The sequence below is a fragment of the Nonomuraea sp. NPDC005692 genome (assembly GCF_040631115.1).
Lineage (GTDB): Bacteria > Actinomycetota > Actinomycetes > Streptosporangiales > Streptosporangiaceae > Nonomuraea.
Genome location: NZ_JBEXYU010000005.1, coordinates 1 through 16,931 on the forward strand (window position 1 = coordinate 1; position 16,931 = coordinate 16,931).

Annotated in this window: 17 protein-coding genes; 8 read left to right on the plus strand and 9 right to left on the minus strand. The window is 72.3% G+C overall.

The window, feature by feature from the left end; genetic code table 11:
- Nucleotides 1–104: 104 nt before the first annotated feature.
- Both ABZ459_RS12985 and ABZ459_RS12990 read right to left on the minus strand, forming a co-directional pair.
- Nucleotides 105–875, minus strand: coding sequence for a hypothetical protein (locus ABZ459_RS12985; protein ID WP_357969676.1), 771 nt, complete (start codon nt 873–875; stop codon nt 105–107).
- A gap of 20 nt (nt 876–895) precedes the next feature.
- Entirely contained in the window at nt 896–1,708 is an 813-nt protein-coding gene (locus ABZ459_RS12990) for a hypothetical protein (protein ID WP_357969678.1), read from the minus strand.
- A gap of 353 nt (nt 1,709–2,061) precedes the next feature.
- Between ABZ459_RS12990 and sucC the strand changes: the two genes are divergently transcribed.
- The 3 genes from sucC (at nt 2,062) to ABZ459_RS13005 (ending at nt 5,951) form a co-directional block, all read left to right on the plus strand.
- Entirely contained in the window at nt 2,062–3,243 is a 1,182-nt protein-coding gene (gene sucC, locus ABZ459_RS12995; protein WP_357969680.1) for an ADP-forming succinate--CoA ligase subunit beta, read from the plus strand.
- A 3-nt stretch (nt 3,244–3,246) separates the two neighbouring features.
- A complete protein-coding gene (gene sucD / locus ABZ459_RS13000; RefSeq protein WP_125644468.1) occupies nt 3,247–4,122 on the plus strand; it encodes a succinate--CoA ligase subunit alpha in 876 nt (291 codons plus the stop codon).
- Between the two features lie 191 nt (nt 4,123–4,313).
- Complete coding sequence (locus ABZ459_RS13005) at nt 4,314–5,951, plus strand: DUF6350 family protein (RefSeq protein WP_357969682.1); 1,638 nt, start codon at nt 4,314–4,316, stop codon at nt 5,949–5,951.
- On the opposite strand, the gene ABZ459_RS13010 is transcribed toward ABZ459_RS13005, so the two are convergent.
- Entirely contained in the window at nt 5,948–6,367 is a 420-nt protein-coding gene (locus tag ABZ459_RS13010; protein WP_357969684.1) for a hypothetical protein, read from the minus strand. The genes ABZ459_RS13005 and ABZ459_RS13010 overlap by 4 nt on opposite strands.
- 76 nt (nt 6,368–6,443) lie before the next feature.
- Between ABZ459_RS13010 and purN the strand changes: the two genes are divergently transcribed.
- From purN to ABZ459_RS13025, 3 genes are all read left to right on the plus strand, one after another.
- Nucleotides 6,444–7,073 carry a phosphoribosylglycinamide formyltransferase gene (gene purN, locus ABZ459_RS13015; RefSeq protein WP_357969686.1) on the plus strand — a complete coding sequence of 210 codons (630 nt, stop codon included), beginning with the start codon at nt 6,444–6,446 and terminating at the stop codon, nt 7,071–7,073.
- Complete coding sequence (gene purH / locus ABZ459_RS13020; protein WP_357969689.1) at nt 7,070–8,611, plus strand: bifunctional phosphoribosylaminoimidazolecarboxamide formyltransferase/IMP cyclohydrolase; 1,542 nt, start codon at nt 7,070–7,072, stop codon at nt 8,609–8,611. Before purN ends, purH begins: the two co-directional genes overlap by 4 nt.
- Before the next feature lie 128 nt (nt 8,612–8,739).
- Nucleotides 8,740–8,916 carry a hypothetical protein gene (locus tag ABZ459_RS13025; RefSeq protein WP_357969691.1) on the plus strand — a complete coding sequence of 59 codons (177 nt, stop codon included), beginning with the start codon at nt 8,740–8,742 and terminating at the stop codon, nt 8,914–8,916.
- Here the strand turns inward: ABZ459_RS13025 and ABZ459_RS13030 are convergent.
- Entirely contained in the window at nt 8,913–9,812 is a 900-nt protein-coding gene (locus ABZ459_RS13030; RefSeq protein WP_357969692.1) for an ROK family protein, read from the minus strand. The genes ABZ459_RS13025 and ABZ459_RS13030 overlap by 4 nt on opposite strands.
- A 247-nt stretch (nt 9,813–10,059) precedes the next feature.
- Between ABZ459_RS13030 and ABZ459_RS13035 the strand changes: the two genes are divergently transcribed.
- Both ABZ459_RS13035 and ABZ459_RS13040 read left to right on the plus strand, forming a co-directional pair.
- Nucleotides 10,060–10,905, plus strand: a complete 846-nt coding sequence (locus ABZ459_RS13035) for a bifunctional methylenetetrahydrofolate dehydrogenase/methenyltetrahydrofolate cyclohydrolase (RefSeq protein ID WP_357969695.1) — start codon at nt 10,060–10,062, stop codon at nt 10,903–10,905.
- A gap of 76 nt (nt 10,906–10,981) precedes the next feature.
- On the plus strand, nt 10,982–12,133 hold the full coding sequence (locus ABZ459_RS13040; RefSeq protein ID WP_357969697.1) for a C45 family peptidase: 1,152 nt from the start codon (nt 10,982–10,984) through the stop codon (nt 12,131–12,133).
- 6 nt (nt 12,134–12,139) lie between these two features.
- Here ABZ459_RS13040 and ABZ459_RS13045 read toward each other — a convergent pair whose 3' ends face one another.
- Genes ABZ459_RS13045 through ABZ459_RS13065 form a run of 5 tightly spaced genes read right to left on the minus strand, consistent with a single transcriptional unit; the run spans nt 12,140 to nt 16,928 of the window.
- Entirely contained in the window at nt 12,140–13,723 is a 1,584-nt protein-coding gene (locus ABZ459_RS13045) for a thiamine pyrophosphate-dependent enzyme (protein ID WP_357969699.1), read from the minus strand.
- Nucleotides 13,720–14,490, minus strand: a complete 771-nt coding sequence (locus ABZ459_RS13050) for an ABC transporter ATP-binding protein (protein WP_357969702.1) — start codon at nt 14,488–14,490, stop codon at nt 13,720–13,722. Before ABZ459_RS13050 ends, ABZ459_RS13045 begins: the two co-directional genes overlap by 4 nt.
- Nucleotides 14,483–15,232, minus strand: a complete 750-nt coding sequence (locus ABZ459_RS13055; protein ID WP_357969705.1) for an ABC transporter permease subunit — start codon at nt 15,230–15,232, stop codon at nt 14,483–14,485. The genes ABZ459_RS13050 and ABZ459_RS13055 overlap by 8 nt, the downstream gene beginning before the upstream one ends.
- Nucleotides 15,229–15,999 carry an ABC transporter permease gene (locus ABZ459_RS13060; RefSeq protein WP_357969706.1) on the minus strand — a complete coding sequence of 257 codons (771 nt, stop codon included), beginning with the start codon at nt 15,997–15,999 and terminating at the stop codon, nt 15,229–15,231. Before ABZ459_RS13060 ends, ABZ459_RS13055 begins: the two co-directional genes overlap by 4 nt.
- Nucleotides 15,996–16,928: an ABC transporter substrate-binding protein gene (locus ABZ459_RS13065; RefSeq protein WP_357969709.1), complete on the minus strand. Its 933-nt coding sequence runs from the start codon at nt 16,926–16,928 to the stop codon at nt 15,996–15,998. Before ABZ459_RS13065 ends, ABZ459_RS13060 begins: the two co-directional genes overlap by 4 nt.
- Nucleotides 16,929–16,931: the final 3 nt, after the last annotated feature.

The window sequence follows — 16,931 nt, forward strand, 5'->3', positions numbered from 1 at the left end:
GCACGATCTGACCCTAGGACTCGAAGTCCGGTCGACGAGAGTGCTCACTCACCAGCGGCTACCAGGCACCGAGTCTGCCAGCGAGGCCGACCCGGCAGGTCCCATTAGTCGAACAGGCCGAGCGAGCTGGTGGAACCGTCGGGGATGGCCTGGCTGAGCCGCTCGGCTCTGGCCCGCTTCTCGGCCACCAGGTCCTTGTAGGTGATGACCTCGTCCACCGGAGGCGCCTTGACGCTGACCCTCGCGCCCCAGCCCGAGAGCCGGGTCTCGACGGTGCTCCGCGAGCCCGGCGTGCCGTTCTGGCCGGTTACGACGCGGTCGGGCAACGCCTGGGAGTTCAGGCCGAGCCGGAAGGAGAACGCCTCGTAGGCGCCGGTCCCGCGCGCCTGCGCGGGGGTCAGCGCACCCTGGCGGAGGCCGTCCCTGAGGCTGCCGGCATGCGCGAGCAGGGTCTTGACCGTCGTGGGCCGCAGCACGTCGACCGGCTGGGCCGAGGTGATGACACTGCCCTTGAGGTGCTCCATGAGCACCCACGTCCTGCCAAAGGGCAGGTCGTCGGCCAGGTCGGCCGCCTGCACGTAGACCTTGCCGCCGACGCTGATCCAGCGTTGCCGGCTGTCGTCCTCGCCGACCGTCCTGAACACGACGTCGGCCGCGACGGGCCCGGACGCGCCGAACTCCACGGAGCCGGCCATGCGGGTGACCTCGTCGTCGCGCGAACGCTTCGACTCGATCCGTGCGGTCTCGGAGATCGTCACCCCGTGGCCCGGCGCGAACTGCCGCTTCAGGGCGGTGACCGGGTCCACGGCCGCCTGTGCGGGGACGGCCGGGATGAGTGCCGCGGCCGTCACCGCGGCCGCGAGCAATCGCTTCATGAGTGTCCTTAGGAGGGGGGCTACCTGACGTTGCCCAGGGAGTTGAGGGAACCGTCCGGGATGTTCTGCGGGACCGTGCTGTCGTCGCCGAGGTCGGCGACGTCGGTCACCTGGTCGGCCGGCGGGGCCTTGACCTTGACCTTGACGCCCCAGCCGGTGAAGCGGGTCTCGGTCGTGCTGTGGCTGGTGCCGAGGATGCCGTAGTCGAGGGTCCAGTCGCTGACGACCCTGGTGACCAGGCCCTTGGAGTTCACGGCGAGCAGGTACGAGACCTTGACCTTGGCGACCTTCTTGTTGACGCTCTGGCCGTAGATCTTGCCGAGTTCCTTCACCGTGACCGAGCCGCGGTAGATCCCGCCCTTGGTGCTCGCGGCGTGGGAGACGAGGGCCTGCAGCACCTTGGGCTCGAAGACGTCCAGCATCTGGTTGGAGGTGCTGATCCGGAGGCCGGTGTCGGGGTAGCGGACCCACTTCTTGCCCTCGGGCAGGCCCTCGCTGTAAAGGCCGCCCTGCGCATATACGTGCTTGCCCAGGGTGATGATCCGGGACGGCATCAGCGACGCGTACACGTCGTCCTTGCCGGTGGCGTGATTACGTACGTCCGAGGCGACGATTCCGGACTTGCCGAACTCCAGAACGCCGGACGTCTTCGTGGCGCCGGTGCTCTTGCCGTCCATCGAGGAGCGGGACGTCTCGGTGAACCGTACGCCGTGTCCGGCGACGTACTGCTTCTTCAGCGCCTTCGCCGGATCCGCGGGCGCGGCCTGGGCCGGGGTCGCGGTCACGAGCGCCGCCGCGGAGGCCAGGGCCAGGCCCGCGATAATTCGCTTCATCCGATTCCTTCAGATCAAGAATGAGGGGAGCAGGAATCCTGCCAATTGAAGATCACGACCATATATCGACAGACGCCGCATAAGGCAGCGAATTGGTGCACTTTCGGTGCACAGAGGGACATGGTGAAGTGAGATCACCGTCACATAGCGGAAGAACCGTGCCCCGATGACCTGTGCAGGTCAAGCTTGGGGCTAGGCTTCACTGGCGGAAACGCCCGGCACGCACCCCTGAGCGTAGGAGCTCGCCGTGAGAGAGCGAGGCACGAAGCCGACACGAGCGGCGAGCGGACGCGACCGTCAGCGCAGTTGCCCGGGCCGTCGAACATCAGTCGGATAAGCAAGGACGGACCCTCGTGGACCTGTTCGAACATCAGGCGAAGGAGCTCTTCGCTGACTACGGCATCCCGGTGCCACGCGGCATCGTCGCCAACACCGTGGAGGAGGTGCGGGCGGCGGCTGAGGAGCTGACCGGCCGCGTTGTCGTCAAGGCCCAGGTCAAGACCGGCGGTCGCGGCAAGGCCGGCGGCGTGAAGGTGGCCGACGACGCCGCCGACGCCGTCGAGAAGGCCACCGCCATCCTCGGCATGGACATCAAGGGCCACACGGTCCACAAGGTGCTCGTGGAGGAGGCCAGCGCGATCGCGGAGGAGTACTACTTCTCCTTCCTGCTCGACCGCGCCAACCGTACCTTCCTCGCGATCTGCTCCGCCGCCGGCGGCATGGACATCGAAGAGGTCGCCCACAGCACGCCCGAGAAGGTCGCCAAGGTGCCGGTCTCGGCCCTCGACGGCATCGACCGCGCCAAGGCCCGTGAGATCGCGCTGGCCGGCGGCCTGCCCGAGAAGTCGCTCGACGGCGCCGCCGAGCTCATCGAGAAGCTGTGGTGCTGCTTCGTCGACGAGGACGCCACGCTGGTCGAGGTCAACCCGATGATCCTGTCGGCCGACGGCCAGGTGAAGGCCCTCGACGGCAAGGTCACCCTCGACGAGAACGCCGGCTTCCGCCAGGCCGACCACGAGGCGCTGGCCGACAAGGCCGCCGAGGACCCTCTGGAGGCCAAGGCCAAGGAGAAGGACCTCAACTACGTCAAGCTCGACGGCAACGTCGGCATCATCGGCAACGGCGCGGGCCTGGTCATGTCCACCCTCGACGTGGTGGCCTACGCGGGCGAGGCGTTCCCCGGCAAGCCGTCCCCGGCGAACTTCCTCGACATCGGCGGCGGCGCCTCGGCCGAGGTCATGGCCGCGGGCCTGGAGATCATCCTCTCCGACCCGAGCGTCAAGTCGATCTTCGTGAACGTCTTCGGCGGCATCACCGCCTGCGACGCCGTGGCCAACGGCATCGTCTCGGCGTTCAAGCTGCTGGAGAGCCGCGGCGAGGCCGTGACGCACCCGCTGGTGGTCCGCCTCGACGGCAACAACGCCCAGCTCGGGCGGCAGATCCTGGCCGACGCCGCGCTCCCGCGGGTCGAGCTGGTTGACACGATGGACGACGCGGCCAAGCGGGCCGCCGAGCTCGCTGCGGTAGGTGCGTGAGTCATGGCTATCTGGCTGACCGAGAACAGCAAGATCATTGTTCAGGGCATGACCGGCGGTGAGGGCACCAAGCACACCCGCCGCATGCTCGCCTCCGGCGCGAAGGTCGTCGGCGGCGTCAACGCCCGCAAGGCGGGCATCACGCACGAGGGCCTGCCCGTGTTCGGCACGGTGAAGGAGGCCATGGAGCAGACCGGCGCCGACGTGTCGGTCGTCTTCGTGCCGCCGGCCCACACCAAGGCCGCCGTCAAGGAGGCCGTCGACGCCGAGATCCCGCTCTGCGTCGTGATCACCGAGGGCATCCCGGTCCACGACTCGACCGAGTTCTGGGCGTACGCGGTGGCCAAGGGCAACAAGACCCGCATCATCGGGCCCAACTGCCCCGGCATCGCCTCGCCCGGCGCGTCCAACGCCGGCATCATCCCCGCCGACATCACCACCGCCGGCCGCATCGGCCTGGTCTCGAAGTCCGGCACGCTGACCTACCAGCTCATGTACGAGCTGCGCGACTTCGGTTTCTCGACCGCGGTCGGCATCGGCGGCGACCCGGTCATCGGCACCACGCACATCGACGCGCTCCAGGCCTTCCAGGACGACCCCGACACCGACGCGATCGTGATGATCGGTGAGATCGGCGGCGACGCCGAGGAGCGTGCCGCGGCCTACATCGAGCAGCACGTCACCAAGCCGGTCGTGGCCTACGTCGCGGGCTTCACCGCCCCCGAGGGCAAGACGATGGGCCACGCCGGCGCCATCGTCTCCGGCTCGGCCGGCACCGCCCAGGCCAAGAAGGAGGCCCTGGAGAAGGTCGGCGTCCGCGTCGGCAAGACCCCCTCCGAGACGGCCCGCCTGATGCGCGAGATCATGCAGTCCCGCTAGTCACGCATGGAAAAGCCCCGCCTGGCCGCCGCCATGCGGGGCTTTTCCATGTCCCGGAGGCCGCCGGGGCGGCGCGTAAAGGGCGGGGAAAGGGGGCGAGGCGCGTTCGCGGGGGTGTCACGGCGACAAAGTGGACCCTCTGCGGCGCGTCAACCAAGCGATGGTTGGGAAAGATTGAGAAAATCGCATCTGTGACGGCCATTCTCGACCAGTTGCGTACCGCCCCCAAGTCGGTGCTCGGCAAGCTCCCCGGGGTCTCGACCGACGACGACGAGACGAGGCGGCCGCTACCCGTGTCGGGCATGCTCGCCGCCGCCTGCACGCTCGGCGTCGGCCTGGCCGTGCTCACCACGCTCACCCTCGTCGGCTGGATCGCCGCGCCGCGCGGCACGCTCGGCGCGGGCCTGCCCGGGGTGTTCCGCGCGGCGGCGCAGCTCTGGCTGGCCGCGCACCACGCCGGGTTCGCGATGCCCGGCGGCCGGGTCGGGCTGCTGCCCCTCGGGCTGATGGTGCTGCCCGCCTTCCTGCTCTACCGCGCCGGCCGGTGGATGGCCCGCGACGCCGACCTGCGGCTGCGCCTGCCCGCCCGGCTGCCCAAGAACAGCCCGCGCGAGCAGGCCAACGCCCGCCGCCGCGCGCAGCTCGTGCTGGTCGGCCAGGCCGGCGTCTCGCTGGCGGCCCCCTACGCGCTGCTGGCCGGGCTGATCGCGCTGGTGGCGAGGAACGAGATCACCCAGCCGTTCATCGGCGAGGCGCTGCTCAGCCACTTCGTGCTGGCCTTCCTGGCGGGCTCGCTGGCCACCGCGCGCATGATCGGCCCGTGGCGGATCATGCTCAAGCTGCTGCCCGAACGGCTGCGCGCCGTCACGGTCGGCACGGCGGTCGCCACCACGTCGCTGCTGGCCTCCGGGCTGGGGCTGGTGCTGGTCGCGGTCGTGCTGAACTTCGGCCAGGTCAGGGAGCTGTCGAACGTGCTCGCGCCGGGCTTCGTCGGCGGCGTGCTGCTGTTGCTGCTCCAGCTCCTCTACCTGCTCAACGCCGTGATCTGGGCCTCCTCCTACATCGCCGGCCCCGGCTTCGCCATCGGCGCGGACACGCTGGTCGCCCCGACCGGCGTCGAGCTCGGCACCGTGCCGAGCCTGCCGTTGCTGGGCGCGCTGCCCGAGAGCGGACCCGTGCCCGCGTGGATGATGGCGGTGATCGCGCTGCCGTTCGCGGCGGGCGCGGTGGCGGGCGTGTTCGTGGCCCGGATCTCGCCCTCGCATTCGTACGAGGCCGCCCCCCTGTGGGGCTTCCTGACCGGCGTCTCCACCGGCCTGGTCGCCGGCCTGCTGGCCGCGCTGTCCGGCGGGCCCATCGGCGGCGGCCGGTTGTCGGCGATCGGCCCGTCCCCCTGGGAGGTGGCCCTGTCGGTGGCCCTGGAGGTGGGCGTGGCGGCCGGCATCTCGGCGGGCGTGGCCAACCTGCTGCTGCTCAACAAGAAGGCCCGCGCGCCGCTCGACAAGGCCGCCGCCCCGGTCCGCAAGGCGGGGGCGGCCATCGCCAAGGCGGCCAGCAAGGTGGGCCTGGCCGAGTCCGACCCGCGCCCGCTGCCCGGCCACTGGATGGACGCCACCGAGGCCGACACCCAGGAGATCCCGGTCATCAGGGACGACTGGCAGGACGAGCACGCCTCCGCCGAGGCCGAGACCCTGGCCCAGGCCCGCCCGCGCCCGGCCGAGCCGTCAGGCGACCCGGCCCGCCCGCCGCGCAAGGACATCGTGGACGAGTCCGACGACCGCGGCGGTCACGTCATCTACGTCGACCCCTACGCCTGGGACCGCGACTAGGACTGCATCGCCCCGAGCAGCTGGAGGACGTCGGGCGGCAGCTTGCGCTGCGCGGCGTCCCTGAACTGGGTGAAGCACTCGCCCTGGGCCGAGACCGTGCCGGCGCCCTTCATGCACTCCTGGTAGGCGGAGTATTCGTCCATCAGGTAGAGCTGCATGCCCGTGGCCATCGCCGACAGGGCCAGCGCGATGGAGGAGATGGTGATGCCGCCGACGGCCGTGCCCGTGGGCTTGTGGGCGCTTTTGAGCCGCGGCAGCGCGCGGATGCCGGACATGAGCGCGAACAGGGCCATGACCAGGCCGGCGAGCGGCAGCATGAACGTCATGGCCAGCGCCGCGATGGACAACCAGATCGCACGGCGACCCGCTGAATCGGCGGGCTGCTGACCCGCCGGTGCCTGCACCGGTGTCGACACCTGACCTCCTCTGCGTCGCCGGGCGAGGAACAGATACCCTGTCAGCCCCACCCTGTTTCCATTCTTTGGAGTGTGCGTGTCAAAGGCTGGGCGGCTCGTCGTCCTCGTCTCCGGCTCTGGAACCAACCTACAGGCCCTGCTGGACGCTTCCGCCGACCCGTCGTACGGTGCGCGCGTGGTGGCGGTGGGCGCGGATCGGGACGGCATAGAGGGCCTGGCCAGGGCCACCAGGGCAAATGTCCCGACATTTGTTGAAAAACTGGGTGATCATGCGACTCGGGCGGACTGGGATGCCGCTCTCGCCGCGCAGATCGCATCGTACGAGCCCGACCTGGTGGTGTCGGCGGGCTTCATGAAGATTTTGGGTGCGCCCACGCTCGACGCGTTCCCCGTGCTCAACACCCACCCGGCGCTGCTGCCGTCCTTCCCCGGCGCCCACGGCGTGCGCGACGCGCTGGCCCACGGGGTGAAGGTGACCGGCTGCACGGTGATGCTGGCCGACGCGGGGGTCGACACGGGGCCGATCGTCGCTCAGGAGGCGGTGCCCGTGCTGCCGGAGGACGACGAGCCGGTCCTGCACGAGCGCATCAAGACCGTCGAGCGGCGCCTGCTCGTCGACATCGTCGGCCGGATGGCCCGCGAGGGCTGGACGGTCAGCGGACGCATCGTCCGCATCGGCAACCAATCAGGAGGGGAAAGCACGTGACTCGCATCGCCATCCGGCGCGCGCTGATCGCTGTCTACGACAAGTCCGGGCTCGAAGAGCTGGCCAGGGCACTCGACGGCGCCGGCGTGGAGATCGTGTCGACAGGCGGCACGGCCGCCGCGATCGCGTCCCACGGGATCCCGGTGACCAAGGTGGAGCAGCTCACCGGCTTCCCCGAGTGCCTCGACGGCCGGGTCAAGACGCTGCACCCGCGCGTGCACGCCGGCCTGCTGGCCGACCTCACCAAGCCCCACCACGTGGCCCAGCTCGACGAGCTGGAGATCGACCCGTTCCAGCTCGTGGTGGTCAACCTCTACCCGTTCCAGCAGACGGTGGCCTCCGGGGCCTCCGACGAGGACTGCGTCGAGCAGATCGACATCGGCGGGCCCGCGATGATCAGGGGCGCCGCCAAGAACCACGCCACCTGCGCGGTCGTGGTCGATCCCGCCGCCTACGGCGACGTGCTGACCGCGCTGGCCGAGGGCGGGTTCACGCTGCACGAGCGCCGCCGCCTGGCCGGCGACGCGTACGCCCACACCGCCGCCTACGACGTGGCCGTGGCCAACTGGTTCGCCGGGCCGTACGCGGGCGGGGAGGAGTTCCCCGAGTTCACCGGCGTCGCGTACGAGCGCAAGGCGACCCTGCGCTACGGCGAGAACCCGCACCAGCGCGCCGCCCTCTACACCGCCGGCTCGGGCGGCCTGGCCAACGCCGAGCAGCTCCACGGCAAGGAGATGTCCTACAACAACTACCTCGACTCCGACGCGGCCTGGCGGGCGGCCTGGGACTTCGCCGAGCCGTGCGTGGCCATCATCAAGCACCAGAACCCGTGCGGCATCGCCGTCGGCGCCGACGTGGCCGAGGCCCACCGCAAGGCCCACGCCTGCGACCCCGTCTCGGCCTACGGCGGCGTGATCGCGGTCAACCGCGAGGTCACCGTCGAGCTGGCCCGGCAGATCGCCGACGTGTTCACCGAGGTCGTCGTCGCCCCTGGCTTCAGCGCGGAGGCGCTGGAGGTGTTGCGGGCCAAGAAGAGCCTGCGCCTGCTGCGCTGCCCTGAGGGGCCGTCCCAGCCGCTGGAGTTCCGCCGGGTCGACGGCGGCCTGCTGCTGCAGGCGGTCGACCGGATCGACGCGGCCGGCGACGACCCGTCGGCGTGGGAGCTCAAGACCGGCGCGGCCGCCTCGCCCGAGCTGCTGGCCGACCTGGCCTTCGCCTGGCGCGCCTCGCGCTCGGTGAAGTCGAACGCCATCCTGCTGGCCGCCGGCGGCGCCACGGTGGGCGTGGGCATGGGCCAGGTCAACCGGGTCGACTCCTGCCGTCTCGCGGTCAGCCGGGCGGGGGAGCGGGCGGCCGGCTCGGTCGCCGCCTCCGACGCGTTCTTCCCCTTCCCCGACGGGCCGCAGGTGCTGATCGAGGCCGGGGTCAAGGCGATCGTGGAGCCGGGCGGCTCGATCCGGGACCAGGAGGTGATCGACGCCTGTGAGCAGGCCGGCGTCACCCTCTACTTCACCGGCACCCGGCACTTCTTCCACTGATCACCGGTTCATCAGATAAAGGGCAACAAGAGATCACTTGTTGCCCTTTATCCGTTTTGGCGGCGAGCATCGGCACTCCCCGGTTACCCTGATTGCCGCCCTGCTGTGCTCATTCCCCCGGAGTTTCCATGCTCGACGTGGCCCTGCATGCTTTCGTGACCATGAACGGCTTCTCGACCAGCCCGTTTGTCCTCCTGGTCCTCGCCTTCATCGGTGCGTACCTCGGCAGCCGGGTCGTCGAGCTCATCCCGTACACCCGCCGGATCATCGAGCGCCGCGAGGCCCGCTTCGCCGAGCGCGACTAGCCGGACAGGCGCCAGGCCAGCCGGGCGGCCCCGGCCAGGCCCGCGCGCACGCCCAGCGTGGTGGGTCGCACCCGGACCGCCCGGACGAACGCCAGCCCCGCCACGTCGTCGAGCGCCCGCTCCAGCGGGCCGAACAGCACCGCGCCGGCCGCCGACACACCGCCGCCGATGACCACGGTGTCGAGCTCGACCGCGGCCGCCGTGGAGGCGATCATGCCGGCCAGTGCCCTGGCGCCGCGCTCGAAGGCCGCCACCGCCACCGGATGGCTGGCGGACGCGTCGGCGGCCAGCGCCCTGGCGTCGCGGTCGCCGGTGGGCGCCCAGCCGTTCTCCAGGGCCCAGCGGGCCAGGTTGGGGCCGCTGGAGTAGCGCTCGACGCAGCCCCGGCCGCCGCACTCGCAGCGCTCGCCGCCGGGATCGACGCTCATGTGGCCGACGTGCCCCGCGTTGCCCGCCGGGCCGAGCAGCGGCGCGCCGTCGATCACCAGGCCGCCGCCGATGCCGGTGGACACGACGACGCCGAGCAGCGACGTGCTGCCCTGCCCGGCGCCCAGCCAGTGTTCGCCGAGCGCCATGCACTGGGCGTCGCCGGCCAGCACCACGGGCAGGCCGGTCAGCCGCCGCAGCTCGTCGCGCAGCGGGAAGCCGCGCCAGCTCGGCATGTTCACCGGGCTCACCGTGCCCGTGGTCAGGTCGAGCGGGCCCGCGCAGCCGACGCCGACGGCGTGCGGAGGCGGGCCCCCGCCGGTCACCTCCGTGACGAGGGTCGCCAGGGCGGACATGACGTCGGCGCGCGGCGTGGGCCGCGTGGCCGAGCGCAGCAGCGAGCCGGCCTCGTCGACCAGCGCGGCGGCGAGCTTGGTCCCGCCGATGTCGACGGCGAGTACGCAGGTCATCCGTGGACGGGGTGGACGGGCCGGCGGAGGCCGCCGAGGCGTGGCAGGGGGGAGCGGGCGCGCAAGGGGGACCTCCGTGGGGCATGGTGTCGGCGCCCGACACGATATGCCTTTCCTTGATCGATGACAACGATGTCATCGTCTCCCTGTGGACAACGGGCGCCGCCTGCCTCCCATCTGTGGAAAAACTGTGGACGAACGCGCGGCCCGTGCCGGGAAGCCGAGCAGTCATGGAAGGATTGACGGCATGAGCGCAGTGAAACTCGACGGCAAGGCGACAGCCGCCAGGATCAAGGCAGACCTCGCGACCCGGGTGGCCGCGCTCAAGGACCGCGGCATCACGCCCGGCCTGGGCACCGTCCTGGTGGGCGACGACCCGGGCAGCCAGATCTACGTCGCGGGCAAGCACCGCGACTGCGCCGAGGTCGGCATCGCCTCCATCCGCGTCGACCTCCCGGCCACCGCCACCCAGAAAGACGTCGAGGCGGCCGTCGACGAGCTCAACGCCTCCCCGGCCTGCACCGGCTACATCGTCCAGCTCCCGCTGCCGAAGCAGATCGACACGATGGCGCTGCTGGAGCGCATGGACCCGGCCAAAGACGCCGACGGCCTCCACCCGGTCAACCTCGGGCGCCTCGTCCACATGGTCGACGCGCCCCTGCCCTGCACGCCCCACGGCATCGTGCTGCTGCTCCAGGAGTACAACGTGCCGATCAAGGGCGCCGACGTCGTCGTGGTGGGCCGCGGCATCACCGTCGGCCGCTCGCTCGGCCTGCTGCTGACCCGCCGCAGCGAGAACGCCACGGTGACCCTCTGCCACACCGGCACCCAGGACCTGGCCGCCCACGTGCGCCGCGCCGACATCGTCGTGGCCGCGGCCGGCGTGCCCGAGCTCATCACGCGCGACATGGTCAAGCCCGGCGCGGCCGTCCTCGACGTGGGCGTCTCCAGGGTCCACGGCAAGATCGCCGGTGACGTGGCCCCCGACGTCGAGGAGGTCGCCGGTTTCCTCACGCCCAACCCGGGCGGGGTCGGGCCGATGACCCGCGCGCTGCTGCTGTCCAACGTCGTGGAGGCCGCCGAGCGTTCCTGAGTGATCGGGGGATGAAGCCCTGATGGGGGGAATGGGAAGAAGAGCGAGCCCCACCCCCATCACGGAAGGCCGATTCATGGACACCCCGCTCATCGCTGTCGAGGGCACCTACGAGGAGATGGGGGCCGAGGTCGGCCACCGCACCGCCGACCTGGTCGCGCGGAGCGTGGAGACCTACCTGCGGCGGTTCCGCGACAAGTCCGGGCTCTCCTCGGCCGACGTGCTGCGCTGGGGCCAGACCTTCCTCGACGTGGCCAGGGCGTACGACCCGAGCATCGCCGCCATGCTGGAGGGCCTGGCGGCCGGCGCGGGCCGGCCCGTCGAGCACATCGCCGCGCTCAACGCCCGTACCGAGCTGCTCGACGGCACCGGCTACCACGACGACGGCTGCACCGCGCTGGCCGTCCTGCCCAAGTACACCCGCGACGGCCACACCCTGCTCGCCCAGAACTGGGACTGGCATCCCGAGCAGGGCGCGGTCACCTTCCTGCTGGCCACCCGCGACACCGAGGGGTTCGCGGTGCTCACGCTGGCCGAGGCGGGCATGCTCGCCAAATCGGGGCTCAACTCGGCGGGGCTCGGGGTGTGCGCCAACCGCCTGCAGTCCGACCGCGACCACGCCGGGGCGGGGGTCCCGTACCACTTCCTGCTGCGCGGGGTGCTGCAGTCCGACCGCATGAGCCGGGCCCACCGCAAGGTGCTCGACGTGCCGCGCGTCTCCTCGGGCAACCTGCTCATCGCCGACGCCGGAGGCGAGGCCATCGACCTTGAGGTGGCTCCGGGCGCGTTCGGCGCGCTGCTGCCGCGCGACGGCCTGCTCACCCACGCCAACCACTTCGAGGCCGAGCTGCCGCTGGAGGACATGAAGGCGGCCAGGTCCGGCCTGACCCTGCTGCGCCCCGAACGCGTGCGCCACCTGCTGGAGGACATCGCCGCCGAGCGCGCGGTCGGCCTCGAACACGTCGTCGCCGCCCTGCGCGACCACTACTCCTTCCCCGACGGCGTCTGCCGCCACCTCGACCCCGACGCCGGCCCGGCCGAGGAGTGCCACACGGTCTACTCCGTCGTCATGGACCTCGACGCCCGCGAGCTGGCGATCGCCGGCGCGCCGCCGTGCGCCCGCCCGTACGAGCGGTGGGCCCTCGACGAGGTCTTCAAGCCGGACGCCGCCCCCGAGCTCTGCTTCGACCCCGCAGCCGACGGCGGGCGGCGCCCTCCGGCCTGGTGAGCCGGCTCACGGCTGGAAGTCCTGGTCCACGGCCACGGTGACGTCGAGCAGCAGGGGCTCCTCGCGGGCGGCCAGCGACGGGATCACCTCGTCGAGCACGGCCCCCAGCTCGGCGGGGCCGTCCACCCGCCGGGCGGGGCAGCCGAGCGACCTGGCCAGCGCGGCCATGTCCACCTCCGCGAACGGCGGCCAGGGGGCCTTGCCGCCCTGCCGTTCGGCCAGCCGGTCCATGACCGCGTAGCGGCCGTTGGCGAGCACGACGAACAGCGCGCCCACCCGGTAGTGGGCGGCGCTCCACAGGGCGTGCATGCCGTAGAGCGCCGAGCCGTCGCCCACGACCGCGACCACCGGGCGTCCGGGCAGCGCCATGCGCAGGCCGACCGCGGCCGGCACGGCGAACCCGAGCCCGCCCATGGCCGCCGAGACGAAACCCAGCGGGTTCCTGGCCGGGACCAGCCGGTGCAGGTCAGGACGGGACGACGGGGTCTCCTCCAGCAGCACGACGTCACGGGGCAGCCGCCGGGCCAGCTCGCGCAGCACGTACGCGGGCCGCAACGGCTCCCCGCCGGGCACCTCCGGCGCCGGGGCCGGTGGAACGGCCGCCGGAGCGGCGGGCCGGGCCGGCAGCAGGGCCGCCAGCCGCTCGCAGACGGCCCCGGGCGGGGCCAGGACGGCCAGGGCGGCCGGGCTCCGGTGCGCCTCGGCCGGGTCGTCGGTGACCACGGCGACCGCCGTCCCAGGCTCGACCAGCGGCCCCGGCGCGTACGGGTACTGCCGGAACACCGGCGCACCCACGGCCAGCACGACGTCATGCGGCGCCAGCACGGCCCGCAGTCGTCCCCGGTCGGCCGGCAGCACCCCCGCGTACTGCGGATGGTCCTGCGGGAACCCCGCCAGCGCCCCGAACGACTCCTGGAACACCGGGCACGCCAGCCGCTCGGCCAGCTGCACCAGCGGCCCCCAAGCCGCCCCTGCCCCCGACACGATCGCCGGGGACCGTGCCCCGGCCAGCAGCTCCACCAGCGGCGCCAGGCCGGCGTCGGGCACGGCGGCGGGCCGCAGCACCCGGGCCGGAGCCGCCGGGGTCTCGCCGGCGAAGGGCGCGTCCCAGTCGTCCATCGGCACCACGACCAGCGCGGGGCCCCGGTGCGTGACCGCCTCGTGAAAGGCCCTGGCCAGCGCCCCCGGCACGTCCTGCGCCCGCACCGGCTGGTCGGTCCACACCGGGTAGTCGCCGGCCAGCCCGGCCAGCCGCCCGGCGAGGAACGGCTCCAGCGCCAGGTGCCGCCGGTCCTGCTGCCCCACCAGGACGACCAGGGGAGCCCGGTTCACCCGGGCCGTGGCGAGGGCGCCCACCGCGTTGCCCAGCCCGGCCGTGGTGTGCAGCACGGCCAGCGCGGGCTCGGCGTGCCCGATGGCCCAGCCGGTGGCCATGCCGACGACCGAGCCCTCGTGCAGCGCGAGCACGAAGCGCAGGTCGTCCGGCAGCCCGGTCAGCAGCGACACCTCGGTCGAGCCGGGGTTGCCGAAGATCGTCGTCAGGCCGTGCCGCCGCAGCACCTCGAACGCCGCCGCCCTCACTGTGCTCACTGTGCCCCTCTCGCCTGCTGGATCCGCCGGTAGACCTGCCCGCGCAGCTCGCCGAAACGCGGCAGCGACCGGGTGGTGAGCTGGTCGCGGTCGCGCGGCAGGTCGATGGGCAGGTCCTCCATGACCGACGTCGGCGACGACGACAACACGATCACCCGTTGCCCCAGGTAGACGGCCTCGTCGATGTCGTGGGTGACGAACAGCGTGGTCACCTCAAGGTCCCGCCAGAGCCGCCGGATCAGGTCTTCCAGGTCGGCCCTGGTCTGCGCGTCCACGGCGGCGAACGGCTCGTCCATGAGCAGGACCTGCGGCTCGTAGGCCACGGCCCGCGCGATCGCCACACGCTGCTGCATGCCGCCCGAGAGCTGCCACGGATGGGCGCCGGCCACGTCGGCCAGCCCGACCGCCGCCAGCGACCCGGTCACCAGCTCCGCCCGCCGCGCGCGCGGCACCCGCTTCTCCTTCAGCGGCAGCTCGACGTTCTGCCGGACGGTCATCCAGGGGAACAGGCTGCGGCCGTACTCCTGGAAGACCACGGCCATGCGCGGCGGCGGCCCGGTCACCGGCTCGCCCGCCACCCGCACCTCGCCCCCGCTGACCGGCAGCAGCCCGGCCACGCACCGCAGCAGCGTCGTCTTGCCGCAGCCGGACGGCCCCACCACGCACACCAGCTCGCCCGCCGCGACGCCGAACGTGACCGAGCCGATCGCCTCCACCCGGCGGCCTGGGCTCCGGTAGACCTTGTTCAGCCCGGAGATCTCAAGCACGGGCGGCTCCGCTGCCGTGGTACCAGGCCAGGACCCACCGCTCAAGGCGGCCGAAGAGCAGCGAGAGCCCGAGGCCGAGCAGGCCGAGCAGCAGGATCCCGCTCCACATCTCGGCGATCTGGAACTGCCGCTGGAACAGCACGATCGTGAACCCGAGCCCGCTCGAACCGCCGAACATCTCGCTGATGACCATGAGGATGATCCCGATGGACAGCGCCTGCCGCAGCCCGGTCATGATCTGCGGGCTCGCGCCGCGCAGCACGAACCGGCGCAGCCTGGAGGCGCCGCGCACGCCGTACATGCGGCAGGTGTCCGACAGCACCTCGTCCAGCGCCCGTACGCCCTCCACGGTGTTGAGCAGGACGGGCCACAGGCAGCCCGACACGATGACCAGCACCTTCATGGCCGTGTCGATCCCGGCCAGCAACATGATCAGCGGCACCAGCACCGGCGGCGGGACGGCCCTGAAGAACTCCAGCACCGGCTCCAGCGTGGCCCGCAGCCGCCGCGACAACCCGATCGGCACGCCGAGCCCCACCCCGAGCAGCCCGGCCAGCGCGTACCCCGCCAGCAGCCGCGCGAGGCTCGGCAGCACGTCGTCGAGCAGCCGCCGGGAGAACCACGTCGCGGCGAAGGCCCGGCCCACCTCGGCCGGGCCAGGCAGGTAGAACGTGCTGCCGCCGACCGCCCACCAGACCAGCACCAGCGCCGCGGGCAGGGCGACCAGCCTGAGCGCCCTCACGCCGCCGCCTCCGAGCGCACGGCCGGATGCCAGGCCAGCACCCGGCGTTCGAGCAGCCGCACGGCCGCGTTGACCACGATGCCCACGCCGCCCGCGAGCACGATCAGCGCGTACACGGTCGGCACGGCGCCGCTGCTCTGCGCCACCTGGATCTCCGCGCCGAGCCCCGGGCTGCCGATCACCAGCTCGGCCGTCACCGCCAGGATGAACGCCACCGCCGCCGCCAGCCGGAGCCCGGTCATCACGTACGGCAGCGCCGTCGGCCACACCAGGTGCCTGATCCGCGACCAGGCCGACAACCCGTACGAGCGGGCGGTGTCGTGGGCGACGGGATCGACGGCGGCGACGCCGTACAGGACCTGGATGAGCACCTGCCAGAAGGCGGCGTAGACCACGAGCAGCAGCGTCGAGCCGAGCGTGGCGCCGAACAGCAGCGTGGCCAGCGGCACCAGCGCGACCGACGGGATCGGCCGCAGGAACTCGACCGTCGAGCCGGTCAGCGCCCGCAGCCCCGGCACGGTCCCGATCAGCACGCCCGCCGCGACCGCCGCGCAGAACGCCAGCGCCAGCCCGAGCGCCCAGCCGCGCATGGTCTCGCCGAGCGCGACCCAGAGCCGGGCCGTGGCCAGCTCGGCGGCGAGCGCGCCCAGTATCCGCGTGGCCGGGGGCAGGAACCGCTCGTCCACCAGGCCCAGCCGCGGCACGGCCTCCACCAGCGCGAGCAGGCCGCCCAGCCCGGCGAGCCCGTGGAGGAGGTCGCGCCTCACGGGACCAGCGCGGACACGTCGATCCTCTTCGTCAGCACGCCGTCGGCCAGCGCCAGGTCGGCGATGGTCTGCACGGACGCCTTGTTGACCTCGACCGGCCACTTCGGCAGGTGGATCTTCGCGATCACCTCGGGCGCGATCTTCGTGTACGTCCCGAGTATCTGCCGCACCTCGTCGGGATGGCCGTCGGCGTACTCCAGCGACCTGCGCATCGCCGCGGTGAACCGTTCGGTCAGGCCGGGGTCGGTCCGGCCGGTGGTGAAGTACATGGCGACGGTGAGTCCGGGGGCCGCCTCGGCGAAGTTCCAGGCCACCGGCCGCGCGCCCTGGCTGATCGCCTGGCTGACGAACGGCTCGACCACCCAGATGGCGTCCACCCGGCCGCTGCGCAGGGCGGCGGGCGCGTCGGGGAAGGGCAGCTCGACGAACTCGATGCCGCCGGGGTCGCCGCCCGCCTTGCGGACCGAGGCCCGGATGGTCGTGTCGCCGATGTTCTTGAGCTGGTTGACCGAGATCCGCCGGCCCGCCAGGTCCTTGGCCGACCTGATCGGGCTGTCCGGCTCGACCAGCACCGCGCTGAAGTCCTCGCCCGGCCGCCCGGTCGAGGAGACGCCGTTGGCCACCACTTTCACGTCCAGCCCCTGCTGCTTGGCGGTCAGCAGCGAGGTGGTGTTGGCGAAGGCGAACTGGAACTGTCCGCCGACCGTCCCCGAGATGCTGGCCGCGCCGCCCTGCACGGGGGTGATCGCCAGGTCGATGCCCTGCTCGGCGAAGAAGCCCTTGGCCCTGCCCAGGTGGATGGGCGCGGTGTCGACGATCGCGATCACTCCGGCGTTGACCCGGGCCTTGCCTCCCGCCGTAGTGCCCGGCCGCGGGCCGCCGCAGGCGGCCACGAGCAGGGCGGCGAGGATGATGAGAGCGCGACGCACGGC